Origin of the sequence: Luteimonas sp. R10 (genome assembly GCF_045689605.1) — a bacterium.
In the GTDB taxonomy this organism is placed as follows: domain Bacteria; phylum Pseudomonadota; class Gammaproteobacteria; order Xanthomonadales; family Xanthomonadaceae; genus Luteimonas.
The window spans coordinates 1,424,028-1,450,027 of the sequence record NZ_CP141262.1 but is presented as its reverse complement, the minus strand read 5'-3'; the positions used below and the strand labels follow the sequence as shown (position 1 = coordinate 1,450,027).

Annotated in this window: 22 protein-coding genes and 1 pseudogene; 11 read left to right on the top strand and 12 right to left on the bottom strand. The window is 67.4% G+C overall.

Features of this window, described 5'->3' with window-relative positions; genetic code table 11:
• Positions 1-49: 49 nt before the first annotated feature.
• The 5 genes from U3649_RS06180 to U3649_RS06160 form a co-directional block, all read right to left on the bottom strand.
• Entirely contained in the window at positions 50-1,543 is a 1,494-nt protein-coding gene (locus U3649_RS06180) for an amidase (protein WP_407353999.1), read from the bottom strand.
• Positions 1,544-1,683: 140 nt separating this feature from the next.
• Positions 1,684-2,667: a FecR family protein gene (locus U3649_RS06175; RefSeq protein WP_407353998.1), complete on the bottom strand. Its 984-nt coding sequence runs from the start codon at positions 2,665-2,667 to the stop codon at positions 1,684-1,686.
• Complete coding sequence (locus U3649_RS06170) at positions 2,645-3,214, bottom strand: RNA polymerase sigma factor (RefSeq protein WP_407353997.1); 570 nt, start codon at positions 3,212-3,214, stop codon at positions 2,645-2,647. Before U3649_RS06170 ends, U3649_RS06175 begins: the two co-directional genes overlap by 23 nt.
• Positions 3,215-3,339: 125 nt before the next feature.
• Positions 3,340-5,280, bottom strand: a complete 1,941-nt coding sequence (locus tag U3649_RS06165; protein ID WP_407353996.1) for a S9 family peptidase — start codon at positions 5,278-5,280, stop codon at positions 3,340-3,342.
• A gap of 823 nt (positions 5,281-6,103) precedes the next feature.
• Entirely contained in the window at positions 6,104-6,496 is a 393-nt protein-coding gene (locus U3649_RS06160; RefSeq protein WP_407353995.1) for a RidA family protein, read from the bottom strand.
• Between the two features lie 156 nt (positions 6,497-6,652).
• Here U3649_RS06160 and U3649_RS06155 point away from each other — a divergent pair.
• From U3649_RS06155 to U3649_RS06145, 3 genes and pseudogenes are all read left to right on the top strand, one after another.
• Positions 6,653-7,557: pseudogene (locus U3649_RS06155) on the top strand (LysR substrate-binding domain-containing protein).
• A gap of 106 nt (positions 7,558-7,663) precedes the next feature.
• Positions 7,664-8,518, top strand: a complete 855-nt coding sequence (locus U3649_RS06150) for a sigma-70 family RNA polymerase sigma factor (protein WP_407353994.1) — start codon at positions 7,664-7,666, stop codon at positions 8,516-8,518.
• A gap of 55 nt (positions 8,519-8,573) precedes the next feature.
• Positions 8,574-8,978: a hypothetical protein gene (locus U3649_RS06145; RefSeq protein ID WP_407353993.1), complete on the top strand. Its 405-nt coding sequence runs from the start codon at positions 8,574-8,576 to the stop codon at positions 8,976-8,978.
• A gap of 63 nt (positions 8,979-9,041) precedes the next feature.
• Here the strand turns inward: U3649_RS06145 and U3649_RS06140 are convergent, their stop codons facing one another.
• Positions 9,042-9,827: an XAC0095 family protein gene (locus U3649_RS06140; protein ID WP_407353992.1), complete on the bottom strand. Its 786-nt coding sequence runs from the start codon at positions 9,825-9,827 to the stop codon at positions 9,042-9,044.
• A 658-nt stretch (positions 9,828-10,485) separates the two neighbouring features.
• Here U3649_RS06140 and U3649_RS06135 point away from each other — a divergent pair.
• The gene (locus tag U3649_RS06135; RefSeq protein WP_407353991.1) at positions 10,486-11,577 is read left to right on the top strand and encodes a beta family protein; all 1,092 of its coding nucleotides are present in this window, start codon (positions 10,486-10,488) and stop codon (positions 11,575-11,577) included.
• Here the strand turns inward: U3649_RS06135 and U3649_RS06130 are convergent.
• The 6 genes from U3649_RS06130 to U3649_RS06105 form a co-directional block, all read right to left on the bottom strand.
• The gene (locus U3649_RS06130; protein WP_407353990.1) at positions 11,489-12,073 is read right to left on the bottom strand and encodes a sce7726 family protein; all 585 of its coding nucleotides are present in this window, start codon (positions 12,071-12,073) and stop codon (positions 11,489-11,491) included. The two genes, U3649_RS06135 and U3649_RS06130, sit on opposite strands and share 89 nt — an antisense overlap.
• Positions 12,074-12,648: 575 nt before the next feature.
• The gene (locus U3649_RS06125; RefSeq protein ID WP_407353989.1) at positions 12,649-13,449 is read right to left on the bottom strand and encodes a hypothetical protein; all 801 of its coding nucleotides are present in this window, start codon (positions 13,447-13,449) and stop codon (positions 12,649-12,651) included.
• A 2-nt stretch (positions 13,450-13,451) separates the two neighbouring features.
• On the bottom strand, positions 13,452-14,009 hold the full coding sequence (locus U3649_RS06120; RefSeq protein ID WP_407353988.1) for a hypothetical protein: 558 nt from the start codon (positions 14,007-14,009) through the stop codon (positions 13,452-13,454).
• Positions 14,010-14,053: 44 nt separating this feature from the next.
• Entirely contained in the window at positions 14,054-14,896 is an 843-nt protein-coding gene (locus U3649_RS06115) for an NrdJb (RefSeq protein WP_407353987.1), read from the bottom strand.
• A 113-nt stretch (positions 14,897-15,009) separates the two neighbouring features.
• Positions 15,010-15,582, bottom strand: a complete 573-nt coding sequence (locus U3649_RS06110; protein ID WP_407353986.1) for a hypothetical protein — start codon at positions 15,580-15,582, stop codon at positions 15,010-15,012.
• A 159-nt stretch (positions 15,583-15,741) separates the two neighbouring features.
• Positions 15,742-18,960, bottom strand: coding sequence for an LAGLIDADG family homing endonuclease (locus U3649_RS06105; RefSeq protein WP_407353985.1), 3,219 nt, complete (start codon positions 18,958-18,960; stop codon positions 15,742-15,744).
• Positions 18,961-19,415: 455 nt separating this feature from the next.
• Here U3649_RS06105 and U3649_RS06100 point away from each other — a divergent pair, with 455 nt between their 5' ends.
• The 7 genes from U3649_RS06100 (at position 19,416) to U3649_RS06070 (ending at position 25,889) form a co-directional block, all read left to right on the top strand.
• Positions 19,416-20,891 carry a Do family serine endopeptidase gene (locus U3649_RS06100; protein ID WP_407353984.1) on the top strand — a complete coding sequence of 492 codons (1,476 nt, stop codon included), beginning with the start codon at positions 19,416-19,418 and terminating at the stop codon, positions 20,889-20,891.
• Positions 20,892-20,935: 44 nt separating this feature from the next.
• Positions 20,936-21,298: a hypothetical protein gene (locus tag U3649_RS06095; RefSeq protein WP_407353983.1), complete on the top strand. Its 363-nt coding sequence runs from the start codon at positions 20,936-20,938 to the stop codon at positions 21,296-21,298.
• A gap of 42 nt (positions 21,299-21,340) precedes the next feature.
• Positions 21,341-21,823: a phage holin family protein gene (locus tag U3649_RS06090; RefSeq protein WP_407354553.1), complete on the top strand. Its 483-nt coding sequence runs from the start codon at positions 21,341-21,343 to the stop codon at positions 21,821-21,823.
• Positions 21,820-22,359, top strand: a complete 540-nt coding sequence (locus U3649_RS06085; protein WP_407353982.1) for a protein sip-5 — start codon at positions 21,820-21,822, stop codon at positions 22,357-22,359. The genes U3649_RS06090 and U3649_RS06085 overlap by 4 nt, the downstream gene beginning before the upstream one ends.
• A gap of 42 nt (positions 22,360-22,401) precedes the next feature.
• Positions 22,402-23,526, top strand: coding sequence for an AI-2E family transporter (locus U3649_RS06080; protein WP_407353981.1), 1,125 nt, complete (start codon positions 22,402-22,404; stop codon positions 23,524-23,526).
• 264 nt (positions 23,527-23,790) lie between these two features.
• Positions 23,791-24,516 (top strand): HAD family hydrolase, encoded by a 726-nt coding sequence (locus tag U3649_RS06075; protein ID WP_407353980.1) that lies wholly within the window; start codon positions 23,791-23,793, stop codon positions 24,514-24,516.
• Positions 24,513-25,889, top strand: coding sequence for a leucyl aminopeptidase family protein (locus tag U3649_RS06070; RefSeq protein WP_407353979.1), 1,377 nt, complete (start codon positions 24,513-24,515; stop codon positions 25,887-25,889). The genes U3649_RS06075 and U3649_RS06070 overlap by 4 nt, the downstream gene beginning before the upstream one ends.
• Positions 25,890-26,000: the final 111 nt, after the last annotated feature.

Here is a 26,000-nt window from a genome sequence, read left to right as displayed (position 1 = left end):
GCATGGCCGCAAGGATTCGCGCCAGGCAAGGGCGAAGCGGCAATCTCCCTCAGGCGCCCGACGCGGCCAGCGCATCCGGCAACGTCCCGCCGATCCATGGCGATGCCCTCTCATAGGCATGCCCCACCTGCAGCACGGCCAGATCGGCATGCGCCGGGCCAATGATCTGCAGACCCAGCGGCAGGCGGTTCGGCCCGCCGAAGCCGGCGGGCACGGCCAGGACGGGCAATCCCGCCATCGTCGCGGGCAGCGTCACCTCCATCCAGCGGTGATAGCTGTCCATCCTTCGTCCGGCGATCTCGTCCGGCCAGCGCAAACCCACATCGAACGGAAAGACCTGCGCCGTCGGGAGCAGCAGGAAATCGAACTGCTCGAACGCCCTGCGAAACGCCTCGAAGATGCGCGTGCGCCCTGCCTGCGCGTCCGCGATCTGCGCGGCCGTCAACTCGTGGAACCCGTCGACTTCCCACAGCGCCTCCGGCTTCATCTGCGCCCGCTGCACCGGATCGGCGGCGAACGACCGCAGGTCGGCGCCCACCGACAGGTGGCGCAACGTGACCGCGGTTCGCCACATCGCCTCCGCCGGCTCGTCCAGCTTCGCCGCGTCCACGGCCATGCCGATCGCCCGGAAGGCGGACAGCGCCCGCTCGCAGCCATCCAGCATGCCGTCTTCCATCGGCAGCGCGCCGCCCAGATCCCCCAACCAGCCGATCCGCCGGCCCTTCCACTCGCGCGCCAGCGGCCGCGCGAAGATCGCGGGATCGTCCTCGAGCGAAAAGGGCACGCGCGGGTCCTGGCCGGCCTGCACCGAAAGCAGCAATGCCAGGTCCTCCACCGTCCGCGCCATCGGCCCGGAGGTGGCGAACGTCTGGCTGAAGACATCGGTGGACGGCGCCGATGGCACGCGCCCGAACGAGGGGCGGAAGCCGAACACGTTGTTCCAGCCGGCCGGGTTCCGCAGCGACCCGCCAAAGTCGCTGCCATCGCCCAGCGGCGTCATCCGCAGCGCCAGCGCCACCGCGCTGCCGCCCGAGCTTCCGCCAGCCGACTTGCCCGGGTCGTAGGCGTTGCGCGTGACGCCGAAGAGCGGATTGAAGCTATGCGAACCGAGCGCGAACTCGGGCACGTTCGTCTTGCCCGTGAAGATCGCGCCCGCACCGCGCATCCGCGCGACCACCAGCGAATCGGCCGCGGGGACATTGTCGCGCAGCAGCGGCGATCCTTGCGTGCTGCGGATACCGCGCACGGGCGCCGTGTCCTTCACGGCATGAGGAAACCCATGAAGCGCACCGTGGAAGCGCCCCTTCGCCGCGTCGTCGTCCTGCGCCGCGGCGCGCCGCAGCAGCAGTTCGGGCTCGACCGGCGAGACGATGGCGTTGAACCGCGGATTGAGCGACGCGAGCCGCGCCAGATAGGCCGTCATGACTTCTCGCGCGGACACCTGGCGCTTGCGGATCGCGGCGGCGAGGTCGACGGCGGACATGTCCAGCACGCCGTTCGACCGCGAAAACGCGGCGGTCGCGCCGCCTGCGGCGTACGCCACGATGGCAGCGGAGCCTGCCTTCAATATCGTTCGTCGTGTCACTCGCATGCTCGCCACGCCCCGTCCATGCCCTTCCCGTGATCGGCCCAAACATGAAGCCGTTTGCTGGAAAGTCGAACGAACGCACCGTTTCCGGCAACTCACTTCCGCGCCGTGAGCACGATGCGGTCCTCCTCGGCCCGCGCCTGCACCGGGAAGCCCCGCTGGACAAGGCTGACGAACGCATCCAGCTGGGTGGCGTGAAAGATGCCGCCGACGCGCAATTCGTCGACTGCCGCGTCCTCGACGACCAGCTTGCGGGTGTTGTAGCGATTGAACTCGGCGACCACTTCGGCCATGGGGGTATCGCGGAACACCAGCTGGCCCGTGCGCCAGCTCAGGCTTTGCGCGATCTCCACCGGAGACCGGGTCTGCACCAGCACCGCATCGCCCCGCGTGCTCGCGACCATGCCGGCATCCAGCAACGGCGCCTGCAACACCTCGGCCGGGCGGCCGGCGGTCTCGACACGGACACGGCCTTCCGAGACCACCACCCGTACGTCGGAACCGCTGCGACGAACGGAGAACGCCGTGCCCACTGCGATGATCCGCTTGTCGCCCGCCTCCACCACGAAAGGCCTGAGCGGGTCCTTCGCCACCTCGAAGAAGGCCTCGCCCTGCCGCAATCGCACGCGCCGGTCGTTCGCATCCATGTCGACGTGCAGCCGGCTGTCGGTGTTCAGCGTCAGGCGGGAACCGTCCGGCAGCGACACCGTCTCCAGCGCACCGACGCGCGTCGCGTAGACATTGGACGGCGACAGCACCAGGAGGTACGCCAGCGCGGCAAGGCCCACGGCGCAAGCCACGCTAGCGGCGATCGCCAGGCCGGGCAGGCGCCGCCACGGGCGTCTGCGCGCCGCGGCGGCCGGCTGCGCAGTGCCGCGCCCCAGCAGCGCCCTCAGCCTTCCCGCTTCCTGCCAGGCGCCCTTGAAGCGGTAATAGGCCGCCCGGTGGCCTGCCGACTGCGCCAGCCACGCCTCGAACGCGGCCGCATCCTGCTCGGTCCAGGGGCCGGCATCCTGTCGGAGCAGCCAGGCCGCGGCCGCCTGCTCGTGTCGTTCCCTACTTTCCACGGCCGAATCCAATCCTTTTCAACGTGTCCTCGGGGGCGTGCCTGCCATCCGCGCCACCGTACAGCGCATCGGCCAGCAGGCCGATGCCGCGCATGAGATGCTTCTCCACCGTCGCCTCGGCGATGCCCAGGCGGCGGGCGATCTCCTTCTGCGGAAGGTCATCGATCCGCCGCATCCACACCACCTGGCGGCACCGCAACGGCAGGCGCCGGAACAGCGTCGACAACCGGTGCATCTGCTCCCGGCCCGTCGCCTGCCGTTCCGGCGACAGTTCGTCGATGAGGACGTTCAGGCTGTCCACGTCGGCCAGCAGGTCGAAGGCCACCACGCGCTCGCGGCGCACGCGGTCCACCAGCAGCTTGTGCGCCACGCTGAACAGGAACGCCCTCGGCGAATCCGGGAGCTTGCGTTCGGCGGCCTCGAGCACCCGGATGTAGATGTCGTGCCGGATGTCCTGCACTTCGTTCGGGTGCACCCACTTGCGCGCCAGGAAGCGTACCAGCGCAGTCTCATGGGGAAGTATCTCGCGCTGGAACCAGTTCTCGAGTGCACTGTCCATCAAGCTGCCGTGTCGCGCCCCTCCGCGCGGTTCATTCACGCTACTCCATGGTTTGGGGAAAATCGATTGGAGGAACGGCCGCACTTGATCGACTTGTTGTTGAATGGGGCGGCCGTGCCGGCGGCTCAGAGATGGGTGTCGAGCCAGCCCAGCACGCGCTCGAGCACGTCCCGTTCCTGCTCCCGCGCCCCGAACCAGTGCGGCCCGCGCGGATACCGGACCATTTCGACGGGGGTTTCGTTGAACTTCAGCGCCCGGTAGAACTGCTCGCCCTGCGAGATGGGCACGCGCTTGTCGTCCTCGCCGTGCAGCACCAGCACCGGCACCTCGACGTCGTGCGCGTAGCGGATCGGCGAGTTGCGGTCGTAGGCGTCGCGGCGTTCGAGCACGCTGCCGAAGTAGCCCGGCAGGTATTCGTAGGGAATGTCCGTGGTCAGCGCCATCACGCCCACGTCGATCACGGCCGCACCGACGATCGCCGTGCGGAAGCGATCGCTGTGGCCCACCGCCCAGGCCGACAGGTAGCCGCCGTAGCTCCAGCCTCCGATGGCGACCCGCGCGGGATCGGCGATGCCTTCGGCTTCGATCGAGTCCAGCCCGTCGAGCACGTCCTGGAACGGGCCGTTGCCCCAGTCGTCGCGCGCCAGCTCGGTGAAGGCGTTGCCTTGTCCGTAGGAGCCACGCGGGTTGGGAAGCAACACGGCGTAGCCGCGCATCGCCAGCGACTGCGCCCAGTCGTGCCAGGAACCCAGCCAGCCGGACGACCAGGCATCGGCGGGGCCGCCATGCACCTGCACCAGCGTCGGCAGGCGCGTGCCCGGCCGCCACCGCGGCGGCAGCACCAGCACGCCATGAATCTCCCGCCCGTCCAGCGAACTCCGCCAGGTGAGATCGCGCACCTGCCCCAGCGTCCAGTCGCGCACCTGCGGATTCGTATCGGTCAGCCAGCGTACGCTGCCCCCGGAGAAGACACCGACCTCGGGCGGCGTGTCCGCGCGGCCGTGGACCAAGGCGATTCGCCCGTCCTGCGCAAGGCTGAATCCCCGGAAGGGCCCCTGCAGTTCGGCCAGCTCGCGGGCTTCCCCATCCGCGGCATCGACCTCGAGCAGGCGCGGCCGTACGCCGAGCAGGCCAATCCCCACCAGCGTCGTGTCGTCCCGCCACTGGAACGTGCGCATCGTGCCGGGCCATTGCGACCCCAGCACCACGCGGGAATCGTCGGCCAAGGTGTAGACCATGCGCGTTCCCGTGTGCCCGTACGGGCCGAGCTGGCCGTACAGCAGCCGGGCGCCATCGGGCGACCACTGCAGCGACGCGGCGGATGCGCGTTCGGTGACCGTGCGCAGCAGGCTTCCGTCGTCGGCGGAGACCAGCACGACGCGAGAGCGATACCACATATGCCCGAGGCCGACCTCGTCGGACACGCGCAGGGCGAAGGAACGGCCATCGGGCGCCCATGCGAGATCCTGCACCTGCAGGCCTGGCGGGGTCAGCACGCGCGCGTTCCCGCCTGCCGCATCCACCACCCACAGCCGCGTGAACTGCGCATCGCGGCCGACCTCGATGGCATCGTCCTTGCGCTCGATCCGCGCCTTCCGCTCGGGCGACTGCGGATCGATGGCGAGATAGGCCAGGCGCGTGCCATCGGCCGACCAGGCGAAGGACGTGACCTCACCGGCCGACGCCGTCAGCGGCTGCCGCGTGCTGCCATCGCGCGTCGTTTTCCAGACCTGGGTGCGCGCCAGCGACGCCGGCTTGGCATCTTCCTGGCCCGACAGCGCGCGCGTGGAGAGGAAGGTCAGCTGCGTGCCGTCGGGAGACCAGCGCGGCATCGTGTCGGCGGCCGCTTCCGGCGCGGGGAGTTCCTCCGGTGCGCTGCCGCCGTCGCTGGCGACGCGCCAGATGCGCCGGCGGTTCGGCGCGCCGCCTGGCTGCGGCGTCTCCACGGCATAGGCGATCACGCCGCCGTCGCGGCTGATCTGCGGATCGCCGACTTCCTTCAGGTCGACGATCTCCGCGGCCGAAGGAATGGCCGGCGCCGCCTGCAGCGGCCACGCACACGCCACCGCGAAGCACGCCGATGCCGCGCCACGCAGCGCGAGCGACCGAAGCGATCGATGGCCGCGATTCCCCTCCGTCCTGATCACGCAATCGAAGCGCATTTACCCCCCTCTTCAGTCGCCATAGCGATATCGCCGGCTCCGATCATCGAGGCCGGCCTGCGCAGCCCCAGCATGGCCCGCTTACTGCAACGTCGAACGAACGCACCGTTTCCGGTAACCCACTTCCGCGCCGCGAGCACGATGCGGCCCTCTGGCCCCTACCTGTACCGGGAAGCCCCCGCCGGACAAGACTCGCGAACGCCTCCAGCGGGATGGCGTGGAAGACGCCGCCGACGCGCAGATCTCTACTACCGCGTCCCCGATGACCAGCTTGTGGGTGTTGTAGCGGTGAGCTCATGCTCAAACGGTGGACCGTCGAGCACAGCTTCACCTGACTGGAGAAGAACCGGACACGCCCCGCAGGCGAAGGACTTCATGAACCGGCGGGCGCGCTGAGTAACGAGGTCTGAGTAACGAGGCCTGAGTAACAGGGCCTGAGTAACGAGGTCAGATGCTGAGGTTTCCCCACATTTTTCACAGCCCATCCTCCCCCTTTGAAAAAGGGGGACTGAGGGGGATTTGCTGTTGCTGTTGCTTGGTCGGACACCGAGCAAATCCCCCCAACCCCCCTTTTTCAAAGGGGGGAAGCAGCCAAGCCATTGAATTGGTTGCAGGAACCTGATCCCGTCCCCGGCCCGGGAAAGCGCCGAACGACGAACCGGTCCTGCCCCATCGACCGTCCCGCCGAGCACCCGGGCCGCCCGGCCAATGCCTTGCATGGCGATCTTCAGCGGGGAATGCGGGCGATGACCTTGATTTCGAAGTCGAACCCCGCAAGCCAGTTGACGCCGACCGCCGTCCAGTTCGGATAAGGCGCCTCCGCGAAGACTTCGCCTTTGACGGCCATGACCGTGCCGAACTGGTTCTCGGGATCGGTATGGAAGGTCGTCACGTCGACGATATCGTCAAGCCCGCATCCACCTGCCCGCAAGGTCGCCTCGAGATTGGCGAATGCCAGCCGGACCTGCGCCTCGAAGTCCGGCTCGGGCGAGCCATCGCTTCGGCTGCCGACCTGGCCGGACACGAACAGGAGGTCGCCTGATCGGATCGCCGCGGAATAGGCGTGCGATGCGTAGAGGTCATGCCGACCGGCGGGGAAAACGGCGTCACGTGTAGTCATGGGGGAATCTCCTGGCGGGGCCGGCGGCCCGGTGCGTGGCGATCACTCTAGGCAGCCGCCCCGGCGGAATAAACACGCCGATCCCGCGATCACTGTTTGTAGAATCCAAACAATCCCGCCCGCCCCGTTGGAACCCACGTGGACCGTATCGACGCAATGCAGGCCTTCGTCCGCGTGGCGGAAACCGGCAGCTTCACCAAGGCCGCCACAACGCTGCAATCGAGCAAGACGCGCGTGACGCAACTGGTGCAGCAGCTGGAAACGCACCTGCGGGTGAAGCTGCTCCATCGCACCACGCGCAAGGTCAGCGTCACCGCCGACGGCGCCGCCTACTACGAGCGCGTCGTGCGCCTGCTGGCCGACCTGGACGATGCCGAGACCAGCCTCTCGGCCGCCTCCGACGCCCCGCGCGGGCGATTGCGCGTGGATGCGCCCGCACCGCTGGCCAGCCTGGTGCTGGTGCCCGCCCTGCCCGCCTTCCACGCGCGCTATCCCGACATCCAGCTCGACCTGGGCGTCAGCGACCGCAAGGTGGACCTCATCGACGAGAACGTGGACTGCGTGGTGCGCGGCGGCGAACTCACCGAGCCTTCGCTGCGCGCCCGCCATGTCGCGGACCTGCCGCTGGGCGTGTACGCCGCACCGGACTACCTGGCCCGTGCGGGCACGCCGGCCCATCCGCAGGCGCTGGAAGACGGCCACCACCGCACCATCGGCTATCGCAGCTCGCGCACCGGCGCCCCGCTGGCCCACGTGATGCGCCGCGGCGACGAACAGCTGCGCATGCACGGGCGCCACGTGCTGTCGGTGGACGACGGCAATGCCTACCTGGCCGCCGGCGTGGCGGGCCTGGGCGTGCTGTGGCTGCCGCGGTACATGGCGCGCGCACCGCTGCGCGCGGCGAGCTGGTGCCGCTGTTCGAGGACTGGCAACTCGATCCGATGCCGCTGTCCGTGGCCTTCCCGCCCAGCCGGCACGTCAGCCGCAAGCTGCGGGTGTTCATCGACTGGATCGTCGAACTGATGGCGCAGCACGCGCCAGCCATCCAGCCGCCGCGCTGACCCGCCTCCGGCGACGACACGACCGGCAGCCGCCGGCTGCCCGTCACATCGGCCGTGCGTCGCGGGTCTTACCTGCATGACACAGCACGGCGGAGGAACGTGACCGATGGACGAGCGCGCATGGCTGGGGGAACGGTTCGAGGAGCAGCGGCCGCGCCTGCGAGCCGCCGCGTACCGCATGCTGGGCTCGCTGAGCGAGGCTGATGATGCCGTCCAGGAAGCCTGGCTCCGGCTCAGCGGAACGGCCGACAACGAGATCGACGACCTTGGCGCGTGGCTGACGACCGTCGTCGCGCGCATCTCGCTGAACATGCTCCGCTCGCGCAAGGTGCGGGGCGAGGCCCACATGCCCGAGCCGATCATCGACCGCGCCGATGGAACGACCCCGGAGCACGGGGTACTGCTGGCGGACGGGATCGGCCTTGCGCTGCTGGTGGTGCTCGAGACCCTCGCACCGGCCGAACGCGTCGCGTTCGTGCTGCACGACGTCTTCGGCATGCCCTTCGAGCAGATCGCGCCCATCGTCGAGCGCACCCCCGCCGCGGCCCGCCAACTCGCCAGCCGTGCACGCCGCCGCCTGCAGGCGCGCAACGCGCCTCCCGACGCCGACGTGCAGGTTCAGCGGAGCCTTGTCGACGCCTTTGCCGCGGCTGCGCAAGACGGCGACTTCCGCAGGCTTGTCGCCATCCTCGACCCGCAGGTTCTCCTTCGGGCCGACGTCGCATCCACCCAGGTCCGCGGCGCGGAACAGGTGGCGCGCCGGGCGCAGAGCTTCTCGCGCCTCGGCCTGCTCAGGCGCCCGGTGCTCGTCAATGGCGCCGCGGGGCTGCTCGGCATGCTCGAAGGCAAGCCGTTCGCGGTCATGGCCTTCACCGTCAGCGGCGGCAAGATCACCGAGATCGACATCGTGCGCGACCCCGAACGGCTCGAAAAACTCGACCTGACCGTCCTCGACGGCTAGCGCGGCCGCGCGTCGCCGCGGCATCCCTCCCCAGTTTCGCAGCCAGGAGCAGTCCATGCAGACCGTCTTGATCATCGCCTTGTCCTTGCACGTCCTGGCCGGGGTCGTCTGGGCCGGCGGCACCTTCGCGCTCGCGCGCCTCGGCGGTGCCGGCGGCCCGCGCTTGCGCGCGCCGATGCTGGGGGCGGCGATCGTGACCATGCTCACCGGCGGCTATCTCTGGCAGGCCGTGCACGGCGGGGCCCCCGGCACGCCGGAAAAGGTCCTCGCCGTCGGCATCGCCTGCGCGCTGCTTGCCTTCATGGTGCAGGCCGGCGCCGGCGCACGGACCCATTGGCAGCTCACGCGGGGAACATTGCCGGAAGCAGCCGCGCAGGCGCGCATGGCCCTGGTCACCCGCTTGGCCGCCGGCCTGTTGGCGATCACCGTGATCTGCATGGCGGCGGCGCGCTATGCATGAGCTCGCGGCGACAATCAGCCGGGGGCGGCAGGCCGCCCCCGGCACCGGATCCCCGTCGCCGGATCAGTGCAGGCGCTGTGCGGGCGCTTGGGGGATGCACCCACCCTGCGCATGGGCGGCCGGCGGCAATGCGGAGTGTTGCGCCCAGTCCGCCACCGGTGATGCAGCGCCTGCGCCATACACGGCCCGCGGCTCGCGTACACCGCTTCGCCTGCGCGACCCATCGAGCCGCTGCGACGTGATCTGACCGATGATGTCCTTCGCGGCCCTGGCGTCGTCGAAGACCGCATGCCCCACCATCGCCAACGTGCCGATGGCCAGGTCAGCGTCTTCGACACTGAACACCACGTCGCCGTGCGCCGTGATCATGTCGAGCCGACGGTCGAGTTCGTCCATCTGGTCCAGAGTGACGCCGAAGACGAGGCGCTCTTCCGTGCCTGCCTCGCCTTCCATCGCTTCTGCTTCCACCGCTTCTGCCTCCACCGCCTCGTCGTCCGGCGCCTCGGCCTCCACTGCGTCCGCCTCAAGCGCCTCGGCCTCCGGTGCCTCGTCCTCCACCGCCTCGGCTTCAGGGGTTGCACTCGCAGGCTCGCGCTCGGCCTCCCGTTCCGCCGGCCATGACACTTCTTTCAGCACCAACCCCGCCTGTTCCGCCAACAACTCCAGGCAGACCGCCAGTTCGCCCACGCGGATCTCGGGCACCCACTCCTGTTCCTCGTCGTGCGTACGCGGCTGCGCCAGGTGCGACAGGAACACCATGTGCTCGTGCAGCTTCTTCAGTCGGAACTGACTGTCCTCCGGCAGGAAGTAGCCGGGCATGTCCTGATCATCCGAATCGAACTTCGACATCGTTGCCTCCTCATTCCATGAAGTGACCGCCCACCGGGACAGCGGACGGGAAGTCGGGAGGTTAGAAACCGCACACAGCCGGCGGGCGTATTTCCCCGAAGGGTGTTGTATTAGCCGCCCTCCCGACGCAGGCATCGCGTCGGTCGTGCCCGCAGCACACGGGCACAAAAAACCCACCGGTTTGACGGAGGTGGGCACCGCTGTGTGAGGAGTTTCTACGCTCCTTGGAATCGAGTCTGCTACTGGAATACAGGGGTGTCAAGGACCTGCCCTGACGCCGAATGCCTCTGACGCGCCTCCCCATCGGCCGCGCAAAGCGACCTCAAGCGACGGGGGAACTCGTCAAGGCAGGTCCGAACCCGCCAAGCGATAGTTTCGGGGAAGTTGCAACGCGTTAACCTGGCATCGGTCTTCAGGGGTCGCCGTGAACATGGCGGAACGGCGGGCAACGGGGCAGATGCACTTTCCGAACCCAAGCGGAGAACTGCACAACGGCATCTTCTCGCTCCTCTTCAAAGCTTGCAGCAGGTTTCCGGCAGGCGCCACAGGTTCGATTTCATTAGGAAAATTCCTACAAGCCATATGGGAATTTCCTGACAACCCAAAGCAACCACTAGCGATTTAATAGGCACTCCATCAGCGGAAGGGGGAGGATCTAATGTTCAGCCACGCTCACTACATACCGATACTGAAGTTTCGCCAGGGAGAATACTTGGCTATCGGGAGGTCATCGGCTGCAATCAAGAAGTGGATGACACCTTTTTTTGAACTGCCAACTGAACCCTGGGACTTCGAAGAGAAGATACCGTCCAAGTCGATGGACGAGCATCTCGCTCAGTTCGGCAAGCGATTGGCTCGAAATTGGAAGGCACGGTGCTTTGTCGACTCGCCCTACATTGGCGGTTCAGCATCCGTAGCCAGCGGTGTACATCACTTGGAACATGCTTTCTCGCTCGCTAGAGCAGAAGCATGCTTGGCAGTTCCGGTCGTGGGAATCGAACGTGATACCGCCTACAAGAAGGCCGTGGCCGCGATCGTTGCGGCCGACCAACGAGGTGCTTGTATCCGCGTATCTCCTGATGACTTTGCCTCCAATATTTCAGGAAAGATCGCCTCTCTACTAGCTGTAATCGGTCTCCAGGCATCAGATTGCGACCTGATCATCGACGCCAACGATGATATATCGAGCTCGCCAAGCTCCCAGGCCATCGTGTGGAAATCTCTAATTGCTTCTCTCCCTCAACTAGCACAATGGCGATCACTGACGGTAGCAGGGGGTAGCTTTCCAGCATCGCTGTCTCCAGCATCAATATACCGGCCGCACAAAGATGTGAAAAGATACGAGTGGCTCGCATACAAATCCTTAGTGAGAGGGAAGCTCGATCGGGTTCCTACGTTTGGGGATTACAGTGCAGCTTCGCCGAAAACATTCGAGATGGATCCCCGGTTGATGGATCCGAACGCGAAAGTGAAATATACCCTCGACGATGAGTGGCGCATCGTCATGGGCAATCAAGTGAAGAAAAACGGTCGTTCGCAATACCAAACGCTGTGCAAGACTCTCATCGGTTCGCTAGGCAGCAATTGGCCCGGAAGAACCTATAGCCACGGCGACGAGTTCATCGATGACTGTGCAGCGGGAAAGGGAAACGGCGGCTCGTCTACCTGGCCGACGGTGACGACTTCTCATCACGCTGCTGCCGCAGTTCGCGGCATCGCCATCCTGTTCGGCGCTTCACCTGTTCCCTAACCAACGGCCGGAGCTGCTTGAGCGGCAGCACATCCGCCAGGATCTGAGCAAGCTGCGCGCGAGGGGCGCGCAGCTTGTTCTTCTCGATTTGTAGCGATGTTAGCGCCGCTACCAATTCATCTCGCCACAGCAGAAGCGCCAAAGCCGCACCTTCAATCCCATTATTCATACGAGCAGGCCGCAACGGTTCGATCAGCACTGCTCCACGGGCTCCAGTCGTCACGATACGAACCCCCCACCATTCAGGAATTAGAGGCAGAGCACGCGTTGCATGGGAAGCGCTCACGACAAGCGTCGCTTTGTCGAGAACCGCGCTATAGCTCTCAACCTGAGACGGCAAACGAGTCAACCTGTCAGCATCGCTCTTAATTTCGTAGCCATGCAGCAAACCATTTACGACCGCGACGTCAACTCGGCAGCTACCACGATTCAGGCCGAGCTCTTCGACGACCAACGTATCCGGATTGGCAACATGGTCGCTGATAACGTTCTTCATCAAAGCGGCTCGCACATCACTGTCACGAGTAGCCATATTTCTCTCTCGATGTATCGTGCGGATGCGATGCTACAGCAAGTGTTCGCGTTATTCGACTGAGTACGAGTTTCCTCCTCTACTACGCCACATTACTCACCACGTACTCCGCCTCAATCTGCACGAAGCGAATCAGGTTAGCTTCCCGAGTGCCGCCGGCACCATGGGAGGAAGGATGGGGTCAACCTGACCCCGTTCCTGCAGACACCTCGCTGGGAAGAGCCCGGCGACACAGGAGTCCGCGCGGAGCCTCCAAGGCACCTATCCCATCCGCACGGCTGAGCCCCTGCTCTTCATCTGCCGCTTCTAGTAGACCTGCTCGGCAGCGCAGCAGTCTCCGCCGCCTACGCGAAATGGAGCGTTCGAGAGCAACAGCGACCCACGCTGAGATTGAAAAAGGAATTGTCGACATAGCACCATGCATCCAGATAATACTTGGACATCTCGAAGTCGTGCATGCTGAAGGCAGCAGAATCCTCAATGAGATAAATGCACAACAGCGCGATTTCGGTAAAAACTAACCTGGCTCCGCCCTCCGCCTACCTAACTTCCAAGAGCTCGGACAAAACAACGCGCACCAAATCGAGGATTCTCAGCACTTCATTCTTCTCAGTAGGGGTATGGGTGGAGATAGAAGAGCGAGTATATACCGATCTAACGAACGCCCCTATTGATTCATCAACAGATTTTGTAGCATCCTCTGTAGTTGCAGCCAGTGCTTTTGCGGTCTGACGACTGCGCAGTATGAATCTAACTTTCTGCTTCATAGTCGGACCTCTGGTGTCCGGCTCGTCTTTATAGCCAGGCATGCCCCGCACCTCTTCATCCGGAGCGAGACGGTCTAGAGTTTCACGAAGAGCTTCACGAAGATCTGTCGCTGGCCCGCGCCATGACAGTCTTTCTGGTTGCGACAAGTCAAGCAATGCCTGCTCATAAGAGAGCGCGGCGCTTGGCAGCAAGGCTCTAAGCGTTGTGATTATTCGGGCGTCAGCGCCTGTTTTCTCTGGTTGAGCAGGCTGGCGGTCGGTCGAAAGCGAGCTGCTATCTAGTTGTACTAGATGTGCCTTTGCTTTGCGGAGCAGGTCGCCATAAATGCTTGCTCGAGCTCGCCTGTGGCAGGCTTGCACCAATTGCTGCATTGTGGAATCGACTGCGGTGATATGGGTCTCGTCGTCTGTGGGGTTAATTAAATTGGGACGAACTTCCCTGAAATAGCTCTCTGCCAACCCTCGCAAGTTGTTCCGTACGACTGAAGAATGTATTTGCTTGCCGCTGTAGGCGCGGAGAGCCTTTCGTTGTTTCTCAATCTCAGCAATGAAGCTGGTGACGTGTCCAGACATTGCTACTCAGTGTCACTAGGCAAATTGTGCGCCACTAGGTTGTACCCAACCGCATTTAGTTTATATTCGCCGCGCGAGGGTGAATCAAAATAGCCAGCTGATTTTGCATCAGCAAGAATTTGATTGATTCTTCCTGGCAGCTTGAACTTGGCTTGTTTAAAGTATTTTTCGAGATCGTGGGCGTTGAAGGTCTCCTTCCGCTCATCAGTAGGAGCCAATTCCTGCAGGTAGAATCCAACGAGACACGCCATCTGACGTGCACTAGATGGCTTCTTTTGTTCCTTGAAGGTGCGAATGTCAATTTGCTTCTCAATCGATTCGCTTGATGAACTGGGGTTCGCGGCTTGCAGCGAGCCGGCCAGCTTCTTCTCGGCATGTTGGGCGGCGCTCGTGCTCGAGGGTGCGGCACCACCACTCTTTGGGGGTGAATCGGAAAGAGGTATATCGAGTTGCATACAAACAGCAGCTAGGGCCGTCCGACGAGCCGCATCGTCGAGCGGCGTAAGGGCTCCGAGCACCTGATCTATCGCTTGACCTAAAGTCAGTTGGCTAGCTGTCATTTCGTCTTCCTTCGGTGGCGTCGATCAACCTTGTTCCGATATCCCTACCCGCACTTGCTATACCCACAATTCAAACAAGTCGCACACCCATCCATCAGCACCACGGCCTTGGTGCTGCACTTGTGGCACATGGTGGCGGACGGCGGGAACGAGGCGCCCTCGCCGGTGATGGCTATGTCTTCGGGGTGGTGGTCTTCGGACGGTGGGGGTTCGTCGCGAAGAGCGCCCCCATCCGCCCTTCGGGCACCTTCCCCCGCAGGGGCGGGGGAAGGGGGAGCGCCGCCTACGTCAGAGTTTTTTTTTGAGCGTTCCTCGAACGCGCGGCGCTTCTCGGCGATGAGGGCGCGGGTAGTGTCGCTCATCTCGGGGTCGTGCATCATGCCGATGGACTTGAGGTGGTCCTCGACGATGTTGCCGAGCTCGGCGACCAGCGAGGGCATGTACACGCCGCCGGCCTTGAAGTAGCCGCCCTTGGGGTCGAACACGGCCTTCATCTCGTCGACGATGAAGGTGACGTCGCCGCCCTTGCGGAACACCGCCGAGAGGATGCGGGTGAGCGCGACGATCCACTGGAAGTGCTCCATCGACTTGGAGTTGATGAAGATCTCGAAGGGACGGCGCTGCTCGTGCTCGGTGCCGGCGTTGAGCACGATGTCGTTGATGGTCACGTACATGGCGTGCTCCACCAGCGGCGACTTGATCTTGTAGGTGCTGCCGATCAGCACTTCCGGGCGCTCGATGCGCTCGTGCATCTGGATGACGTCGGCCCTGGGCAGTTCGGCCTCGGCGGTCTGGCGCTCGACGGCGGCGGCGGGCACCTCGCGGGTCTTGTCCTCGGGGGTGACGACGGCGTAGCCCTTGATTTTCTTTTCGATCCTGACGGCCATTGCTGATCTCTTGTGTTGCGGTGATGCGGTGGATGGGTGTGGCGGTTGGGGCGGTGCGGGTTGCCCTCACCCCAACCCCTCTCCCGTGAACGGGAGAGGGGCTTATGGCGGCGCTACCGGTTGGATGCCGGCTTGCGGGTGGTCTTGGTGGCGGCCTTACGCGGGGCGGCGGGTTTTGCTGCCTTGCGCGGGGCGGCCTTCTTTGCGGTCTTGCGTGGCGCGGTGGTCTTCTTGGCGGCCTTCTTGCCGGCGGTCTTGGCGGCCGGGGCCTTGCGGGCGGCCGGCTTGGCGGACTTGCTGGCGGCGGGCCTGGCGGTTGCCTTCTTCGCGGGCGCCTTCTTCGCCGGGGCCTTCTTGGCGGCGACCTGCTTGCTGGTGCTCTTCTTGGCCGGCTTGGCGGTGGCCTTGCCGGCGCCCTTCTTCTTCAGCGCGGCCACTTCGGCCGCGGCGCTGGCCCTGGCGGCGGCGAGCGACTTCTTCGCCTTGCTAACGCGCTTGCCGACGGCCTTGCCGGCCTCGTCGGCGCGCTTGCTCACCGTCTTGCGCGCCTTGGTGGCGGTCTTCTTTGCCTCGGCCATCGCCTTGCGGGCGCGCTGGGCGACGTTGTTGCCGACCGCCTGCGCCTTGTCGGCGACGGCCTCGGCCGCACCGGCGATCGTCGCCGCCACTCCATTCCCGTTGCTCATCGGTGTTTCCTCGTCATGGTCCGGGCACCTTTGCCCGTGGGGCGGAATGTAGCGCGAAGTCCGGGCGGTGTATGCAAGCGGGCGGCGTGGGTCGTCGGGCGGTGCGGGTTGCCCTCACCCCGACCCCTCTCCCGCAGGCGGGAGAGGGGCTACGAGCAGCTAGAACTTGCCGTAGTAGCCTTCCTTGAGGGCGTCGAACAGGTTGGCGGCGGTGTGCACCTCGCCGTCGTATTCGATCTGCTCGTTGCCCTTCACCTCCACCACCTCGCCGTCCTCGAGCTCGAAGCGGTAGGTGGTGTTCTCCAGGTCCTTCTCCTTGACCAGCACGCCCTGGAAGGCGGCCGGGTTGAAGCGGAAGGTGGTGCAGCCCTTCAGGCCCTGGTGGTAGGCGTAGGTGTAGATGCTCTTGAAGTCCTCGTACGGGTAGTCCGTGGGCACGTTGGCGGTCTTGGAGATGGAGCTGTCCACCCATTTCTGCGCGGCGGCCTGCACGTCCACGTGCTCCTTGGGGCTGATGTCGTCGGCGGAGACGAAGTAGTCGGGCAGCTGCGCCTCGGGGGCGTCGGAGAACGGCATGGCCTTGGCGTTGACCAGGTGGCGGTAGGCCAGCAGCTCGAAGGAGAACACGTCCACCTTCTCCTTGGACTTCTTGCCCTCGCGGATCACGTTGCGGCTGTAGTGGTGGGCGAACGAGGGCTCGATGCCGTTGCTGGCGTTGTTGGCCAGCGACAGGCTGATGGTGCCGGTGGGGGCGATGGAGCTGTGGTGGGTGAAGCGGGCGCCGGTGTCGGCCAGGGCGTCCACCAGCTCGGGGGCCACGGTGGCCACCTGCTGCATGTAGCGCGAGTACTTGGCGTGCAGCACCTTGCCGGGGATCTCCTGGCCGACCTTCCAGCCGTCGGCGGCCATCTCCGGGCGCTTGCGCAGCATCTCGGCGGTGACGGTGAAGCGCTCCTCCATGATCGGCGCCGGGCCCTTCTCCTGCGCCAGCGACAGGCCCATCTCCCAGCCGGCCACGGCCATCTCGCGGGCCACGCGCTCGGTGAACTCGCAGCTCTCCTTCGAGCCGTACTTCATCCTGAGCATGGTGGCGGTGCTGCCCAGCCCCAGGAAGCCCATGCCGTGGCGGCGCTTGCGCATGATCTCGTCGCGCTGCTGCTGCAGCGGCAGGCCGTTGATCTCCACCACGTTGTCGAGCATGCGGGTGAACACGCGCACGACTTCTTTGTATTCCTCCCAGTCGAAGGCGGCCTGGTCGGTGAAGGGGTCGCGCACGAACTTGGTGAGGTTGACCGAGCCGAGCAGGCAGGCGCCGTAGGGCGGAAGCGGCTGTTCGCCGCACTGCCCTGTCACCAGGCCATTGAAAACAACGGAGTTTTGGTCCGGTTGCGTGGTATCGAACACGGCGTGCTCGCCCACGTATTCGATGCTTGCGATCCGGGAAGCGAAGCGCTGGCTCTTGCGCAGCGCCTTGCCCTGCACCCAGTCCGCGTACTTGGCGTTCTTGGCCGGCAGCAGGAATCCGATCTCGCGCATGAAATGCTCGCGCGACTCGCCATCGACGATGAGCTCGTACTGCGCTTCGCGACGCTTGCGCACCCGGCAGAACACGCCGAAGTTGGCCAGCAGCATCTGCACGTCCTTCAGCAGGCTTTCCTGGCTCGAAGCCAGCCGAACCGAACAGCTCTGGCTGTTCGAGGACACGTTCACCGTGCCATCGGTCTGGAACAGCGCACGCAGATAGGCGCGCACGCAATCCTCGCTGCCGCGCCAGACGACCTCGGGCACCTTGAGCTTGGTGTTGCGGGTAAAACCGTAATGCTCCAGCAGCCGGGCCAGCATCACCGAGCGGATGAAGACCTGGTTGCGTTCCGGCACGGCGACGGGCGAGACCGTGTAGTCGCGCGACGCGTGCAGGGAGGCGCCTGCAATCAGCGTATTGACGTAAGTCGCCACGCGGTCGGCCAGTGCACGGTCTTCGCCCCACAGCGTGACGATCGCGGCTTCCTGTCCCTTGCCGCGGTTGGTGAAGTGGCCGTCACCGGTCAGCAGCCCCAGCAACAGGCCCAGGTCCTCGCTGCCTTCAGTCCCGAACTGGCCTTTCCCGGACTGCACCAGCAGCCTGTCTCCGAGCTGCAGTTCGCGCAGCTTCAGCTTGCCGCGCTCGGTATAGAAGTCGTGCCACTCGGTCGCCTTGATTTCATAGCCGTCCTCCGTGCGCACCCGGTAGACCGGGGCACGCGGAGCGGTCATGAAGGCCGGCTTGGCGGGACGGGACGTGACGCCCCGGCTTCCGCCCGGCAGCGTGCGCGTGTCGACCGTCGCCTCGATGGCGTCGCCGCTGGCGTACAACTCGCCGATCGGCACCATGCCGTGCTGGGTGGCCAGCCGGGTGTCCGCCGTGACGCACGGGTTGGTCGCGCGGATGTTCTCGCACCACCAGTTGTTGTTCATCTCGTTGACGCGGTCGATCAGGATGAAGCCGGGCTCGGCGTAGTCGTACGTCGAGACCATGATCATGTCCCACAGGTGGTGGGCGCGGATCTTGCCGTAGACGCGGCAGGCGACCAGGCCGTCGTCGCGGACGATGTAGCCTTGGTGAATTGGCCACTCCTTCCAGATCACCTGCTCGGGGTCGGCCAGGTCGATGTCGCCGGCTTCCTTCTCGTTGATCGGAAACACCAGCGGCCAGTCGGCGTCGTTCTCCACAGCCTCCATGAAGCCGTCAGTGATCAGCAGCGACAAATTGAATTGGCGCAGGCGGCCGTCCTCGCGCTTGGCGCGGATGAAGTCCTTGGCGTCGGGGTGGCTGATGTCGAAGGTGCCCATCTGCGCGCCGCGGCGGCCGCCGGCCGAGGACACGGTGAAGCACATCTTGTCGTAGATATCCATGAAGGACATCGGCCCGGAGGTGTAGGCGCCGGCGCCGGCAACGAACGCGCCTCTGGGTCGCAAGGTGCTGAATTCATACCCGATGCCAGAACCAGCTTTCAGCGTCAGCCCAGCCTCGTGCACCTTCTCGAGGATGCCGTCCATCGAGTCGCCGATGGTGCCGGAGACGGTGCAGTTGATGGTGCTGGTGGCCGGCTTGTGCTCGAGCGCGCCGGCATTGGAGGTGATGCGGCCGGCGGGAATGGCCCCGCGGCGCAGCGCCCACAGGAAGCGCTCGTACCAGTACTGGCGCTTCTCGGCGTTGGGCTCGGCGTCGGCCAGGGCGTGGGCGACGCGCTGGTAGGTGCCGTCGATGTCGGCGTCGACCGGTTCGCCCTGCTTGGTCTTGAGGCGGTACTTCTTGTCCCAGATGTCCATCGATGCCGGCTGCATCGGGATCTCGAGGGCCTTGTCGCGCTTCACCGCCTCCAGACGTACCGTACTCATGACTGCTGCTTACTCCTCAGGTTCCGGCGCGGGTCGTGCCCGGCCTATTATTGTTGTCGCTGCCGATGTCCGCGGTGAGCGCCGACGGCGCAGCCGCGACGGTGGCGTTCACGCGTCGCGGCGTTGTTGGGTTTTCGTGCTGCCGGTCACCTTTGTCCGCATCGGCCGCCACCTCCGGTGGCGACGGGTGCTTTTCGGGCGAACCCCATTACTTGGGCCAGGTCCACTTCGGCTACCCCAAGATGTAGTGGCGAGCGGGGATTCAAGCTACGCCCGGCAGCGAAGGAAGTCAACTCTCGGTTACCGTGGCAGCGCGGTTCCGGGGTTTGGCTTCGGTTGGGCCCCGGGCAGGCACGATCCCGGGCCGGGGAAGCCGCCGCGGGCGGTCTTGATCGGGCCTGCGACAGCCGCATTTCACGTTTCTGCCACCGCATCTACGGGATAAACAGACTTTCATGCGTCCACTGCCCACTCTTCTCGCCCTCGTCGCCGCAGCCGCGTTCGGCGGCCTGGCCGCGGTCGCGATCCAGAACGGCCTGCAGCACCCGGCGCAGGCCGGCGCCCTGCCTGCGGCGCCCGCGGCCGCGGCACCCGCCCCCGTGTCCTCCAGCGAGGTCCCGACCGGGGTCGCCGGCACCGCGGCGCTGCCGGTGGCGGTGGAGGGCCAGCCGGTGCCGTCGCTGGCGCCGATGCTGCAGCGGGTCACGCCGGCGGTGGTCAGCGTGCAGACCACCCAGCGGGTGCGGGTGAGCCCGTTCGGCAACGATCCGTTCTTCCGCCGCATGTTCCCGGAGCTGAGCCAGGAGCGGATCGCGCAGTCGCTGGGCTCGGGGGTGATCGTGGACGCGCGCAACGGCTACGTGCTGACCAACCACCACGTGATCGAGGGCGCCGACGAGGTCACCGTCACCCTGGCCGACGGCCGCACGCTGGAGGCCGAGTTCATGGGCTCGGACGCCGAGACCGACGTGGCGCTGATGCGGGTGCCGGCCGAGAACCTGACCGAGGTGCCGCTGGCCGACAGCGGCACGCTGAACGTGGGCGATTTCGTGGTCGCGGTGGGCAATCCGTTCGGCGTCGGCCAGACGGTGACCTCGGGCATCGTCTCGGCGGTGGGGCGCAGCAACATCCCCGGGGTCGGCTTCCAGAACTTCATCCAGACCGACGCCAGCATCAACCCGGGCAACTCCGGCGGCGCCCTGGTCAACCTGCGCGGCGAGCTGGTCGGCATCAACACCGCCAGCTTCAACCCGCGCGGCAGCCAGGCCGGCAACATCGGCCTGGGCTTCGCCATCCCGTCCAACCTGGCCGGCAGCGTGATGCGCCAGCTGGTGACCACCGGCGAGGTGCGCCGCGGCACCCTGGGCGTGGACACGCAGACGGTCGATGCGCGCATCGCCGATGGGCTGGGGCTGGCGGCGCCGCGCGGCGCGGTGGTGACCCGGGTGCACCCGGGTTCGGCCGCGGCCGAGGCCGGCATCCGCACCGGCGACGTGATCGTGGCCGCCAACGGCCAGCGCGTGGACAACAGCGAGACCCTGCGCAACATCCAGGGCCTGCAGGCGATCGACACGCCGATCGCCCTGGAACTGCTGCGCGACGGCGAGCCGTTGCAGGTGAGCGCGCGGCTGCGCGAGATCCCGCGCGACGGCGCCAACTACGACCCGCGCCTGGCCGGCGCCACCCTGGCCGACCTGCCCGAGGCGCTGCGCCGCCAGAGCGAGCGCGTCAGCGGCGTGCTGGTGGAGGCCGTGGATCCGGGCAGCCGCGCCGCGGGCAACGGCCTGCGCGCCGGCGACGTGATCCTCGCTACCACCGGCGGCCAGTTCCACGACCTGGCGGGGTTCCGCGCGGCGCTGGCCAACGCCCCGGGCGACCTGGTGCTGCTGGTCCAGCGCGGCCGCGGCCGCTACCAGGTGCCGCTCAGGTAACGCGACACCCCGCTCCTCCCAACCACCCGACAGGAGACACCACGATGAGCCCGACCTCCAGCGACAACGTCAAGCAGAACCTCGGCGAAGCCGGCAGCCGCCTCAAGCAGGCCGCGCACGACGCCGGCGACGCCATCAAGGGCGCCGCGCACGTGGCCGGCGACGAACTCAAGCTCGGCCGCGCGAACGTGAAGGCCGACCTGGCCGACAGCGCCCTGTCCGGCCTGTCCGCGCTGGAAGGCCTGGGCGATGCCGGCCGCGAGCAGATGGACCAGGTGCTGGACAAGGGCCGCGACCTGGTCGACAGCGCCGCCGACCTGATCCGCGAACGGCCGCTGGCCTCGTTCGGCGTCGCCTTCGCCGCCGGCTGGATCATCGCCAAGCTCGCCCGCAGCGGCGGCAAGTAAGTTGGCGGTCCGCGCGGCACGGGACGGGCAGTGAACGAGGACCTGCGCAACGGATCCGGCGACGGCACCGGCACGGGCGGCGACGGCGCCGGGAAGGCGCCGCACCTGGACGAGAGCGTCCGCCGCATCGGCAAGGCGGGACGCGCCACCCTCGGCTCGGGCATGGACACCGGGCGCGCCCTGCGCAAGCTGGTGCTGGCCGACCTGGCACTGGCGCGCAGCGCCCTGCCGCGGGCGCTGGTGTGGTGCGCGGTGGCGATCATCTTCGGCGCCTCGGCCTGGTTGCTGCTGATGGGGGCGGCGATCGCCCTGCTGCAGGCGCTGGGGCTGTCGTGGCTGGCGTCGACCTCGATCGCCGCGGTGCTCAGCCTGGCGTGCACCGCGCTGGCCGGTTGGCGGATGTGGGTGTACTTCGACCTCGGCGCCCTGCACGCCACGCGCCGGCAGCTGACCAGCCTGGGCGTGATCGACGAGGACGAAGACGACGACGGGGACGACGCGTCCGCGCGCAAGGAGGCGGCATGAAGCTGGCGGTGCTCAAGCGCCGCGTCGAGCGCGGCGAACAGCTGGTCGAGGGACGGCTGCAGCAGACGCGCGAGGAATACGGCGCGCTGCGCGCGCAGTGGCGCGAGGCGTGGACGCCGGCCCGCATCCTGGCGGCCGGCCTGGTCAGCGGCTTCGTCGCCGGCAGCTCGCAGCCGAAACGGGCGCTGCGGCGGCTCGGCAAGCTCGGCAAGGTCGCGGGCGATCCGCGCTGGCTGCGGTTGATCAGCTCGATGACCGGATTGCTGGGCTCGATCCAGGCGATGGTCGCCGCGGCGACCGCCAGGAAGGCCGCGGAAACCGCGGACACCGCCGCCGAAGAGGCCGCGGAGACGGCCGAAGACGCCGGCGCGGGTGGCCGCGCGCCGCCGCCGCCCGACGATAGTGGCGGTGGTGGCGCCCCGGCCGCCAGCGCCGAGCCCGAGGCGGTCCCGCCTTCCGACCGCCGCAAGCCGGACCAGCGCTGGGACACGCAACCCTCGCCCGCCGAAGCGGCGACCGAGATGTCCGAGCGCTGAGCGTGGCGACCGGACCAGGCACTCGAACGGGCCGATTCGAGCATGCCGCACCGAACGGGTCGACTTGAGCACGCCGATGTGAGCAGTCCGCTGGCACCACCCGCCCGGGACGACGACCCGCCACCGCCGCGGCCGCGCGCGCCGGCGTCGATCGTGGTGCTGGCGATGCTCGCCACCGGCTACACGCTGTGGGCGGCGCAGGCGGTGGTGGTGCCGGTGTTGCTGGCGATGTTCTTCGCCCTGGTCGGCAATCCGGTCCTGCGCGCGCTGCGGCGGGTGTGGATCCCGCGCTTCGCCGGCGCGCTGCTGGTGCTCGCGTTCGGCGTCGCCGCCACCTTCCTGCTCGGCCGCCAGCTGGTGGTCCCGGCCAGCGAATGGATGCAGCAGGTGCCGAAGGAGCTGCAGGTGCTCACGCCCAAGCTGCAACAGATGGCGCGGCCGATGCAGCGCGCCAACGAGGCCGCGCGCTCCTTCGCCCAGGCCGCCGACGGCGGCCAGGCGCACCGCGTGCAGATGGTGACCGTGCGCGAGAACGATCCCTGGGAGCGGCTGTCGGCCACGCCCAGGCTGCTGGGCGCGGCGCTGGCGGTGGTGTTGCTGACGTTCTTCTTCATGGTGTACGGCGAGAACCTGCAGCGGCACGCGATCGCGCTGCTGCCGCACCGGCAGCAGAAGCGGCTGACGGTGGGCATCCTGCAGTCGATCGAGGCGGAGATCTCGCGCTACGTGCTGACCATCAGCGTGATCAACACCGCGCTCGGCGCCGCCGTGGCCGCCGCGCTGGTCTGGCTGGGCATCGACCTGCAGGAGGCGCTGCTGTGGGGCACGATCACGGCGCTGCTGAACTTCGCGCCGTACGTGGGCCCGGCGATCGGCGCGGTGCTGATGCTGCTGATGGGCTTCGTGACCTGGGACGAGGTGGGGCCGTCGCTGCTGCCGGTGATCATCTACGTCGCGCTGCAGACCCTGGAGGGCCAGTTGATCACGCCGATCGTGCTGGGCCGGCGCATGGCGCTGTCGCCGCTGGTGCTGATCCTGGCGCTGATGCTGTTCGGCTTCCTGTGGGGCATCGTCGGGCTGCTGCTGGCGGTGCCGCTGCTGGTCTGCGTCAAGCTGGTGCTGGCGCGGCTGGAGGGCTTCGAGGGCTGGGCCAGGCTGCTGGAGTGAGCTGCCGCGGGCTGGTGCCTTCTCCATGGGCGCGGCTCGCCCGAAAGGCCGCCCTCGCCCCATGCATCCGGTCGCGACTTCCGTCGCTCCCACAGGGACCGATCCGCCGGCTGCATTCTCCCGCCCTGTCGCGACTTCCGTCGCTCCCACAAGGGAATGCAGCGGGCGGATAGCTCCCTGTGGGAGCGACGGAAGTCGCGACAAGGCACCCCGCGCCGCGCGATCCCGGCCGGGCACGTCCCCAGGGGACGATACAATGGCCAAGTGAGTTTCCCCGTCCGCGCCATCACCCTCGATCTCGACGACACCGTGTGGCCGTTCGCGCCGATCGCCGCGCGCATCGAGCAGGTGCTCGACGACTGGCTGCGGACGCACGCGCCGCGCACCGCCGAGCGCTACCCGGCCGAGGTGATGCGGGCGCTGCGCGAGCGCGTGTTCGACGAGAACCCGCACCTGCTGCACGACCTGACCGCGCTGCGGCGCATGACCCTGGAGCACGCGCTGCGCGAGAGCGGCGACGATGTGTCCCTGGCCGAGCCCGCGTGGAAGGTGTTCTACGCCGCGCGCAACCAGGTGGAGTGCTATCCCGACAGCATCGACGCGCTGCGGCGGATCGCCGCGCGGGTGCCGGTGGCGGCGCTGACCAACGGCAACGCCGACCTGGAGCGCATCGGGCTGTCGGAGCATTTCGCGTTCCGGCTGACCTCGCGCGACCACGGCAAGGCCAAGCCGTCGCCGTGCATCTTCCATGCCGCCTGCGCGCGCCTGGACTGCGACCACGGCGACGTGCTGCACGTCGGCGACCACATCGAGATGGACGTCGCCGGCGCCGCGCGCGCCGGGCTGCGCAGCTGCTGGATCAACCGCGAAGGCCGCACCTGGGCGCATCCCGAGATCACCCCCGACCTGCAGTTCGACACCCTCGCCGCGCTGGCCGACTGGCTGGACGCGCAGGCCGCCCACGACCACGACAGGACCGACGCCGCATGAGCTTGCCGACCGGATTCGTTTCGCCCGACGCCGCCGCGCAGCCGCGCGCGCTGCACCTGCTCGACCGCGAGGCCCTGCCCGCCTGGTGCGAGCGCCAGGGCGCGGCGACCGCGCGCTGGCTGCAGGCGCAGGGCTGGGACGCATCGCCGGGCAGCGTGCTGCTGCTGCCGGGCGCGGACGGCGCGCTCGCCGGCGCCGTGCTCGGCGTCGGCGACCGGCTCGATCCGTTCGCCTACGCGCACGCGCCGATGGCGCTGCCGGCGGGCGACTGGCAGCTGGCGGACCCTCTGGACGCCGACGCGCACGCGGCGCTGCTGCTCGGCTGGGGCCTGGGCTGCTATCGCTTCGACCGCTACAAGCGGGCGCCGCGGGAACCGGCGCGGCTGGCGGTGGCCGAGCCGGACGCCGAACGCTTCGACATCCTTGCCGCCTGCTGCCGCGTGCGCGACCTGGTCAACACCCCGACCGAGCACATGGGCCCGGAGGAGCTGGAGGCCGCCACGCGCGAGCTCGCGCAGGCGCACGGCGCGCGGTTCGAGAGCATCGTCGGCGACGCGCTACTGGAGCGGAACTTCCCGGCGATCCACGCCGTCGGCCGCGCCTCGCACCGCGCGCCGCGGCTGCTGCAGCTGCAATGGGGCGACGCCGCGGCCCCGCACCTGGCGCTGGTCGGCAAGGGCGTGTGCTTCGACACCGGCGGCCTGGACGTGAAGCCGGCCGAGGGCATGCGCAACATGAAGAAGGACATGGGCGGCGCCGCGCACGCGCTGGCGCTGGCCGGGCTGGTGATGGCGCGCCGGCTGCCGGTGCGGCTGACGCTGCTGATCCCGGCGGTGGAGAACGCGCTGGGCCCCGACGCCTACCGCCCCGGCGAGGTGATCGCCACGCGCAAGGGCATCAGCGTGGAGATCGACAACACCGACGCCGAGGGACGGGTGGTGCTGGGCGACGCGTTGACCTATGCCGGCGAGCAGGACCCGGACCTGCTGATCGACTTCGCCACCCTTACCGGCGCAGCGCGCATCGCGCTGGGCCCGGACCTGCCGGCGCTGTACAGCAACGACGACGCGCTGGCCGACGCCTGGCTCGAGGCCGGCCTGCAGCAGCGCGACCCGCTGTGGCGGATGCCGCTGTGGCGCCCGTACCTGCGCTACCTGACCAGCCGCATCGCCGACCTGGCCAACGCCGGCTCGCGCATGGCCGGCTCGATCACGGCGGCCCTGTATCTCGAACGCTTCGTGCCCGCGGACCGGACCTGGGCGCACGTCGACGTGTTCGCGTGGAACGAGAACGACCGCCCCGGCCGCCCCGCCGGCGGCGAGGCGCAAGGCCTGCGCGCGGCGTACGCGATGCTGAAGGCGCGCTACGGCTGAGCCCGTGGCGGCACGCCGCCGCCGGAAGGTCACGATCGGCGCGGGATCGATATTTGCACTTGCCCTTTGTGGGAGCGACGGAAGTCGCGACTCCGCGACGCCGGCAACAGT

Bases quoted from the DNA above. Each gene is read 5' to 3' on its own strand.
- U3649_RS06110 (WP_407353986.1), bottom strand. From the start codon at position 15,582: ATGAGCAACGGGAATGGAGTGGCGGCGACGATCGCCGGTGCGGCCGAG.
- U3649_RS06080 (WP_407353981.1), top strand. From the start codon at position 22,402: ATGCCGCACCGAACGGGTCGACTTGAGCACGCCGATGTGAGCAGTCCG.
- U3649_RS06150 (WP_407353994.1), top strand. From the start codon at position 7,664: ATGGACGAGCGCGCATGGCTGGGGGAACGGTTCGAGGAGCAGCGGCCG.
- U3649_RS06145 (WP_407353993.1), top strand. From the start codon at position 8,574: ATGCAGACCGTCTTGATCATCGCCTTGTCCTTGCACGTCCTGGCCGGG.
- U3649_RS06070 (WP_407353979.1), top strand. From the start codon at position 24,513: ATGAGCTTGCCGACCGGATTCGTTTCGCCCGACGCCGCCGCGCAGCCG.
- U3649_RS06135 (WP_407353991.1), top strand. From the start codon at position 10,486: ATGTTCAGCCACGCTCACTACATACCGATACTGAAGTTTCGCCAGGGA.
- U3649_RS06085 (WP_407353982.1), top strand. From the start codon at position 21,820: ATGAAGCTGGCGGTGCTCAAGCGCCGCGTCGAGCGCGGCGAACAGCTG.
- U3649_RS06160 (WP_407353995.1), bottom strand. From the start codon at position 6,496: ATGACTACACGTGACGCCGTTTTCCCCGCCGGTCGGCATGACCTCTAC.
- U3649_RS06105 (WP_407353985.1), bottom strand. From the start codon at position 18,960: ATGAGTACGGTACGTCTGGAGGCGGTGAAGCGCGACAAGGCCCTCGAG.
- U3649_RS06095 (WP_407353983.1), top strand. From the start codon at position 20,936: ATGAGCCCGACCTCCAGCGACAACGTCAAGCAGAACCTCGGCGAAGCC.
- U3649_RS06140 (WP_407353992.1), bottom strand. From the start codon at position 9,827: ATGTCGAAGTTCGATTCGGATGATCAGGACATGCCCGGCTACTTCCTG.
- U3649_RS06125 (WP_407353989.1), bottom strand. From the start codon at position 13,449: ATGTCTGGACACGTCACCAGCTTCATTGCTGAGATTGAGAAACAACGA.
- U3649_RS06120 (WP_407353988.1), bottom strand. From the start codon at position 14,009: ATGACAGCTAGCCAACTGACTTTAGGTCAAGCGATAGATCAGGTGCTC.
- U3649_RS06130 (WP_407353990.1), bottom strand. From the start codon at position 12,073: ATGAAGAACGTTATCAGCGACCATGTTGCCAATCCGGATACGTTGGTC.
- U3649_RS06100 (WP_407353984.1), top strand. From the start codon at position 19,416: ATGCGTCCACTGCCCACTCTTCTCGCCCTCGTCGCCGCAGCCGCGTTC.
- U3649_RS06115 (WP_407353987.1), bottom strand. From the start codon at position 14,896: ATGGCCGTCAGGATCGAAAAGAAAATCAAGGGCTACGCCGTCGTCACC.
- U3649_RS06170 (WP_407353997.1), bottom strand. From the start codon at position 3,214: ATGGACAGTGCACTCGAGAACTGGTTCCAGCGCGAGATACTTCCCCAT.